This window comes from Micrococcus lylae NBRC 15355 (genome assembly GCF_001570885.1).
Taxonomy (GTDB): Bacteria; Actinomycetota; Actinomycetes; order Actinomycetales; family Micrococcaceae; genus Micrococcus; species Micrococcus lylae.
Map to the genome: position 1 here is coordinate 1 of NZ_BCSN01000078.1, position 7329 is coordinate 7329.

Annotated in this window: 6 protein-coding genes; 1 reads left to right on the plus strand and 5 read right to left on the minus strand. The window is 71.6% G+C overall.

Going from position 1 to position 7329, the window contains the following annotated elements; genetic code table 11:
- A partial coding sequence (locus tag MLY01S_RS11395; protein WP_157531298.1) for a 4'-phosphopantetheinyl transferase superfamily protein occupies nt 1-173 on the minus strand: 173 nt, incomplete at its 3' end.
- Between the two features lie 151 nt (nt 174-324).
- Nucleotides 325-2460 (minus strand): glycogen debranching protein GlgX, encoded by a 2136-nt coding sequence (gene glgX, locus MLY01S_RS11400; RefSeq protein WP_067192235.1) that lies wholly within the window; start codon nt 2458-2460, stop codon nt 325-327.
- A gap of 325 nt (nt 2461-2785) precedes the next feature.
- Here glgX and MLY01S_RS11405 point away from each other — a divergent pair, with 325 nt between their 5' ends.
- Nucleotides 2786-4162, plus strand: a complete 1377-nt coding sequence (locus MLY01S_RS11405; RefSeq protein ID WP_067192238.1) for a UDP-glucose dehydrogenase family protein — start codon at nt 2786-2788, stop codon at nt 4160-4162.
- Nucleotides 4163-4308: 146 nt separating this feature from the next.
- Here MLY01S_RS11405 and MLY01S_RS11410 read toward each other — a convergent pair whose 3' ends face one another.
- The 3 genes from MLY01S_RS11410 to MLY01S_RS11420 form a co-directional block, all read right to left on the minus strand.
- Entirely contained in the window at nt 4309-5604 is a 1296-nt protein-coding gene (locus MLY01S_RS11410; RefSeq protein WP_067192242.1) for a serine hydrolase domain-containing protein, read from the minus strand.
- A gap of 73 nt (nt 5605-5677) precedes the next feature.
- On the minus strand, nt 5678-6643 hold the full coding sequence (gene galE, locus MLY01S_RS11415) for a UDP-glucose 4-epimerase GalE (protein WP_067192245.1): 966 nt from the start codon (nt 6641-6643) through the stop codon (nt 5678-5680).
- A gap of 247 nt (nt 6644-6890) precedes the next feature.
- A partial coding sequence (locus MLY01S_RS11420; protein ID WP_157531299.1) for an SIS domain-containing protein occupies nt 6891-7329 on the minus strand: 439 nt, incomplete at its 5' end.

The window sequence follows — 7329 nt, forward strand, 5'->3', positions numbered from 1 at the left end:
GCGCCGAGGGCCTTGGCGATCGCCTCCTTGGCCGCGAAGCGCGCGGCGAGGGAGGCCGTCGGAAGGTCACGCTCGGCCGGGGTGAACAGGCGCTCGCGCAGGGCCGGGGTGCGCTCCAGCTGGCGCTCGAAGCGGGCCACGTCCACGACGTCCACGCCGATGCCCACGATCATCCGTCAGTCCTTCCGCGTCGCGACGCCCGGGACGGACGTCTGTGCCGCCCAGTCTGCCGGATCGACCGTCCTGGCCGCCGAAGACGACGCACCTGCACCCGGCGGCCGCGGCGTGCCGGCGCACCCCGTCCAGGTCCAGCGCGCCCATGAGTCAGACCTGGCGCAGGACCACGGTCGAGCGGGGCGGCAGGTCCAGGACCTGGCCTGCGGTCACCTGCGGGCCGTGCTCCGCGCCGCCGCGCAGGCCCTCCGGGTCGAAGGTGCCGGAGGTGTCCACCACGACTTCCCACCGCCCCGGGAAGAACGGTCCGGGCAGGGTGTACGGCACCGGCTCCCACCACGCGTTCATGAGGATGTAGAAGTCCTTCTCCGCCACGCTCGGCTCCTGGTCCGCCTCCGGCACGGCGTGGCCGTTGAGGTAGAACGCGATCGAGCGGGCGCCCTCCTCCCAGTCCTCCTCGGTCTTGGCGGCGGCATCCGGCTGCAGCCACACGATGTCCGGCAGCGGGGCGTGGACGTCGCGGGCGGCGGGACGGCCGTCGAAGTGGCGGTGGCGGCGGAACACCGTGTGGTCCTTGCGCAGGCGCACCACCGAGGCGGTGAAGTCCACCAGGTCCTCGTCCGCCTCGTCCCAGTGGATCCAGGACAGCTCCGAGTCCTGGCAGTAGACGTTGTTGTTGCCGCGCTGGGTGCGGCCGAGCTCGTCGCCGTGGGAGATCATCGGCACCCCCTGGGACACCATGAGCGTGGCCAGGAAGTTGCGCTGCTGGCGGGCACGCAGGGCGTTGACCTCCGCGTCGTCCGTCTCCCCCTCCACGCCGCAGTTCCAGGACCGGTTGTGGGAGTCGCCGTCGTTGTTGTCCTCACCGTTGGCGTGGTTGTGCTTCTCGTTGTAGGAGACCAGGTCCCGCAGCGTGAAGCCGTCGTGGGCGGTGACGAAGTTGACCGAGGCGCCCGGAGTGCGGCCGTCGCCCTCGTAGAGGTCCGCCGAGCCGGTCAGGCGGGTGGCGAACTCGGAGAGGGTGCCCGGCTCACCGCGCCAGAAGTCGCGCACGGTGTCCCGGTACATGCCGTTCCACTCGGACCAGATGCCCGGGAAGTTGCCGACCTGGTAGCCGCCCCAGCCCACGTCCCACGGCTCGGCGATCAGCTTCACCGTGCGCAGCACCGGGTCCTGCCGGACCACGTCGAAGAAGCCGGAGAGCATGTCCGGCCCCTGTTCGCCCTCCACACGGGTGAGCGTGGTGGCCAGGTCGAAGCGGAAGCCGTCCACGTGCATCTCGGTGACCCAGTGGCGCAGCGAGTCCATGACCAGCTGCAGGGCCTTCGGGGAGGACAGGTCCACCGAGTTCCCGGTGCCCGTGTAGTCCATGTAGTGGCGCTCGTCGCCCTCGACGAGGTGGTAGTAGCCCGGGTTGTCGACGCCGCGGAAGGACAGGGTCGGGCCCATGTGGTTGCCCTCGGCGGTGTGGTTGTAGACCACGTCCAGGATGACCTCGAGGCCGGCGGCGTGCAGGTCCTTCACCATCTGCTTGAACTCACGGACCTGCCCGCCGAGCTCGTCGGTGGCGGCGTACGCGCGGTGCGGGGCGAAGTAGCCCAGCGTGTTGTAGCCCCAGTAGTTGGACAGGCCCTTGTCCTGGAGCGTGGAGTCGTTGACGAACTGGTGCACCGGCATCAGCTCGACGGCGGTCACGCCGAGGCGGTGGAAGTGCTCGATCACCCTCGGGTGCGCCATGCCGGCATAGGTGCCGCGCAGCTCCTCCGGCAGGTCCGGGTGCAGGGCGGTCATGCCCTTCACATGGGTCTCGTAGACGACCGTGTCCGACAGCTCGGTCTCCGGGCGCGCGTCGTCGCCCCAGTCGAAGTCGTCCTCCACCACCACGCCGAGCATGACGGCGCCCAGGCCGTCCGTGGTGTCCATGGTGTCCTCGTCCCCGAAGACGTAGGCGAACTGCTCCTGGCCCCAGCGGTGCTCGCCGTCCAGCGCCTGGGCATAGGGGTCCACGAGCAGCTTGTGCGGGTTGAACCAGTGGCCCTGCGCCGGCGCCCAGGGGCCGTGGACCCGGTAGCCGTACCGCTGGCCGTGGCCGACGCCGGGGACATAGGCGTGCCAGGTCGTGTCGTGGCGGTGGGTGACCTCGAGGCGTTCCTCGGAGCCGTCGTCGTGGACGAGGCACAGCTCGACCCGCTCGGCCTCACGGCCGACGGCGAGCGCGAAGTTGGTGCCCTGCTCGTCCGGGGTGGCGCCGAGGGGGTAGGGGCGGCCGGGCTCGATGGTGTGCATGGGTCTCCGTGGGGACGGTGGGCTGGGGTCTCGCGGACGGTCCGAGATCTGAGACGGACACGACCGGGTCCGGGCGCCTCGGCGCTCGGACGGGACTCATCGTAGTGCCCGCTGCCCGAGGTTCCCTGGACGGCGGGCGGCTGAGTCGCCCGGAGGCGGGCGGCAGGACGGACACACAGAGTTCAGGCGGCGTTGCCCCCTGGTCCACCTCCCATCACCGTCCTCTCATCCGGTGTTCCTAGCGTGGATGCCGTCGCCGGAGATCCCGGCGAGAAGCAGATGGACAGGACACTGCCGCCAGCAGGCAGAGGAAGGCGGAGGCATCGTGCGCATCTCCGTGATCGGCACCGGCTACCTGGGCGCCACGCACGCCGCGTGCATGGCCGAGCTCGGCTTCGAGGTGATCGGCGTGGACATCGATCCCGCCAAGATCGAGCGTCTGGCCCGCGGTGAGCTCCCCTTCCACGAGCCCGGCCTGGCGGAGCTGATCGTCAAGCACGTGGAGTCCGGTCGGCTGCGCTTCACCACGGACTATGCGGAGGTCGGCGGCTGGGCGGACGTGCACTTCATCGGCGTCGGCACCCCGCAGCGCAGCGGCGAGCATGCCGCGGACATGCGCTACGTGGACGCGGCCCTGACCTCCCTGGCCGAGTCGATCTCGAAGGACGCCCTGATTGTGGGCAAGTCCACCGTGCCCGTAGGCACCGCGGACCGCCTCGCCGGGCTGCTGGCACAGCTGCGTGCGGCCAACGGCCTGCCCGGCACCGTGGAGCTGGCCTGGAATCCGGAGTTCCTGCGCGAGGGCTTCGCCGTGAAGGACACCCTGACCCCGGACCGGATCGTGGTGGGCGTGGCCTCCGAGCACGCCGAGCAGGTGCTGCGCGAGGTCTACGCTGCTCCCCTGGCGGCCGACACCCCGTGGATCGCCACCGACTTCCCCACCGCCGAGCTGGTGAAGGTCGCCGCCAACGCCTTCCTGGCCACGAAGATCAGCTTCATCAACGCCTTCTCCGAGATCACCGAGGCAGTGGGCGGCGACATCCGCACCCTCGCCGACGCCATCGGCCATGACGCCCGCATCGGCCGCCGCTTCCTCAACGCCGGCGTGGGCTTCGGCGGCGGCTGCCTGCCGAAGGACATCCGCGCCCTGCAGGCGCGGGCGGCCGAGCTGGGTCTGACCTCGACCATGCGCTTTCTGTCCGAGATGGACGCCATCAACCTGCGCCGCCGCGAGCGCGTGGTGGACCTCGCCGTGGACGTGCTCGCCGCGGACGCCGGCCACCGCAGGGCCGCCCCGGTCCAGGCGCTGCAGGGTGCCCGCATCGCGATCCTCGGCGTCGCCTTCAAGCCGGACTCGGACGACGTGCGCGACTCCCCCGCCCTGGACGTCGCCAACCGCCTCTACACGCTCGGCGCGGACACCGCTGTCTACGACCCTGAGGCCAATGCCAACGCCGCCGCCCGCTTCCCGCGCCTGGACTACGTGGACTCGGTTGAGGAGGCCCTGCGGGACGCCGACCTGGCGATCCTGCTCACCGAGTGGCGCGAGTTCCGGGAGCTGGACCCCGCCCGCGTGGCCGAGCTCATGGCCACCCCTCGCCTGATCGACGGCCGCAACGTCCTCGATCGGGACGCCTGGGCGGCGGCCGGCGTCCCGGTGGTGGGCATGGGGCAGAAGGTGGTGCACGGCGCCCCCGCCTGAGCCTGACCGAAGCCGACGGCGAGGGTCCTTCCCGGCGACGGCCGCCCTCCGGCCGACCCGCCGGCCGCTGCCGCAGACAGCGCACAACGACGACGCCCCGCCCTGTCACCCGGATAGGGTGCCCTCGCACTGTGCCTGCGGTGCGTTCAGACGAGGCGGGCGCCGCGGGCACCGATCTCGGCCACGGCGCGGCGACCGGCCGCTGCGTTGCCGCGCACCAGGCGGTCGCGGGACGCCGGCGCCCCGGCGGCGTTGACGACGAACGCGGTGCGCATCAGGTCCAACTCCTTGGCGAACACCTGGTCCCAGCCGGCCTGCCAGTACGGGCGGCCGATGTAGGTGAACGCGAAGGCGCGCTCGCCGTCACGCGAACACAGTGCGAGGGAGACGGAGCCGAAGCCTGCGCCGTCGTGGCCGACGAGGACCTCGTCGGCGTACTCCGGGGATGGGTCCGGCACGAGGAACAGCCCGTAGCCGTAGCCGGCCTGGACGGCCGGGCCGACGGGGGTGACCATGAGGTCCACGGTCTGCTGCGAGACCAGCTCGCCCCGCATGAGGGCCTGATAGAAGCGGGTGACGTCCGCGGCGGTGGTGTTCACCGCGGCGGCGGAGGCGAAGATCGACTGATCGATGGTCTCGAGGGCCTTGGCCTCGTGCGGACGCACGGCGGCGTCCTGCATCTCGGCGCCGCGGACGAGGGTGCCGTGCTCGAGGCGGGTGCGGTGCATGCCGGCCGGGCGGAAGACGCGGTCCCGGATGAGCTCAGGCATCCGGCGGCCGGTGACGGCCTCGACCATCATCTCCACCACCACGTAGCCCGTGTTGGAGTAGCCGTAGTCGGCGCCGGGCTCGAACCACCAGTCGGCCTGCTTCGCCAACTCGACGAGCTCACGCTGGCCGTAGTGGCGGGAGACGACCTCAGCGAGCTCGTCGAGATCCAGGTCGAAGAGGGACTGGCCGCGCATGATCACCCAGATGGCGTCCGGCATGCCGGAGGTGTGGTTCAGGAGCATCGAGAGGGTGACCTCATCCTCGTGCTCCGGCCACAGGCCGGGCAGGACCTCGCCGAGCGTGGAGTCCAGGGACAGGGTGCCGCGCTCGACCTCCTGCATGGCGACGGTGGCGACCATCCCCTTGGTGACCGAGGCGATGCGTGCCACCGAGTTCGCCCGCGCCGGGGCGTTGGCGTGCAGGCCGCGGGTGCCGGAGGCGGTGTCGAAGCGGCCCGCCGGACCCACCACGGAGCAGACGGCGCCGACGGCAGGCCACTGCACCACCGCGTCGAGGGCGTCCTGGATCGCCCGTTCATCCAGGCCGCGTCCGGAGTTCGGGTTCGGGCCCTTCGGAACGGCGGAGGCAGAGGAGGAAACGGTGGCAGGCAGCACCAGTCCGGCGAGGCCGGCGGTCATCCCCTGGGCGAACTGACGGCGGGTGGGGCTCATAGATGTATCCCTTCACGACATGTGATTTCGATCACTCTGGCGGGTCCGGTCACACTCTACCCCTGCCCTCCGTTCAGCCCGGGGCTGCGCTGTGCGCGGCCCACGCCGAGGACACCATCTGAGCGAGCGAGTGGCGCATGGCCCAGCCCAGGTCGGCCGCGGCCGCCGAACCGTCCGCCACGATGCGCGCGGGGTCGCCGGGACGCCGCGGATGGACCTCCGGGAGCACGTCCGCACCGGTCTGGGCCACGATCGCCTCGACGATCTTCCGCACGGAGGTGCCCGTGCCGGAGCCGAGGTTGTAGACGGGCCGCAGCCTTCGGCCAGCAGCCAGCCGACGTGCGGCCGTCACGTGGGCGGCGGCAAGGTCTGCCACGTGCACGTAGTCGCGCACGCACGTGCCGTCCTCGGTCGGGTAGTCGTCGCCGTTGATGCGCGGGACGCGACCCTCGGCGAGCGCGGTGAACACCAGCGGGAAGAGGTTGTGCGGGCTGGTGTCCGGCAGCTCGGGCGCACCGGAGCCCACGACGTTGAAGTAGCGCAGGGACGTGTGTCGGATGCCGCGGGCCCTGCCCTGGTCCGCGAGCAGCCACTCGCCGATGAGCTTGGACTCGCCGTAGGGCGACTCGGGTGCGGTGGGCGTGTCCTCGGTGACCGTGTCCACGTCCGGGGTGCCGTAGACCGCGGCCGACGAGGAGAAGACGATCGCCTCCACCCCGGCGACCTCCATGGCCTGAAGCACCGCTGCGGTGCCCGCCACGTTGGTGCGGTAGGTCCGCAGCGGCTCGGAGACGGAGACCCCCGCATACTTGAATCCGGCCACATGGACCACGCCGGCCACGGACTGCTCGGCCATGAAGGCGGCGAGCGCCTCGACGTCGTTGACGTCGGCCTCCAGGAAGGGGACGCGCTCCGGGACGAACCTCCGGTGCCCGGTGGAGAGGTCGTCCACCACGGCGACGTCCATCCCCTCCGCCAGGAACGCGCGCACCACGTGCGCGCCGATGTAGCCGGCGCCTCCGGTGACGAGCCAGGTCATGGTTCCCTCCTCCCGTCCCGGCCTCGGTGCGGGAGCGGGCGCTCCCCCGGCGGGACGACACCACCCTGCCTGCCGGGGATGAGGCCGCGGTGAGAGCGTCCGCGAGCTCGGCGCTCGGCGCGGCCGCGACGGCGGCGGCGGGGAGCAGCCGGCCCGGCGGTCACGAGCCCGTGGCACAGGCCCCGGAACGGCGACGGCGCCCGACCCCACGGAGGGGACGGACGCCGTCGTTCTCAGGCCGGGGGCGTCACTCGACGGTGACGGACTTGGCGAGGTTGCGCGGCTGGTCCACGTCGTAGCCCTTGGCGGAGGAGAGCTCCAGCGCGAAGATCTGCAGCGGGACGGTGGTCAGCAGCGGCATGAGCATCGGCTGGGTCTCCGGGACCTCGAACACGTTCTCGGCGTAGGCCTCCACGGCGGTGTCGCCGCGCTCGGCCACCACGAAGGTGCGGGCGCCGCGGGCGCGGACCTCCTGGATGTTGGAGACGACCTTGGCGTGCAGCGAGTGGCGGTCCATCGGGGACGGCATCACCACGAAGACCGGCTGGCCCTCGTCGATCAGGGCGATCGGGCCGTGCTTCAGCTCGCCGGCCGCGAAGCCCTCGGCGTGGATGTAGGCGAGCTCCTTGAGCTTGAGCGCGCCCTCCATGGCCACCGGGTAGCCGACGTTGCGGCCGAGGAACAGC

What these genes read in the sequence shown, in the direction of transcription:
- glgX (WP_067192235.1), bottom strand. Translation starts at nt 2,460, where the DNA reads ATGCACACCATCGAGCCCGGCCGCCCCTACCCCCTCGGCGCCACCCCG.
- MLY01S_RS11410 (WP_067192242.1), bottom strand. Translation starts at nt 5,604, where the DNA reads ATGAGCCCCACCCGCCGTCAGTTCGCCCAGGGGATGACCGCCGGCCTC.
- galE (WP_067192245.1), bottom strand. Translation starts at nt 6,643, where the DNA reads ATGACCTGGCTCGTCACCGGAGGCGCCGGCTACATCGGCGCGCACGTG.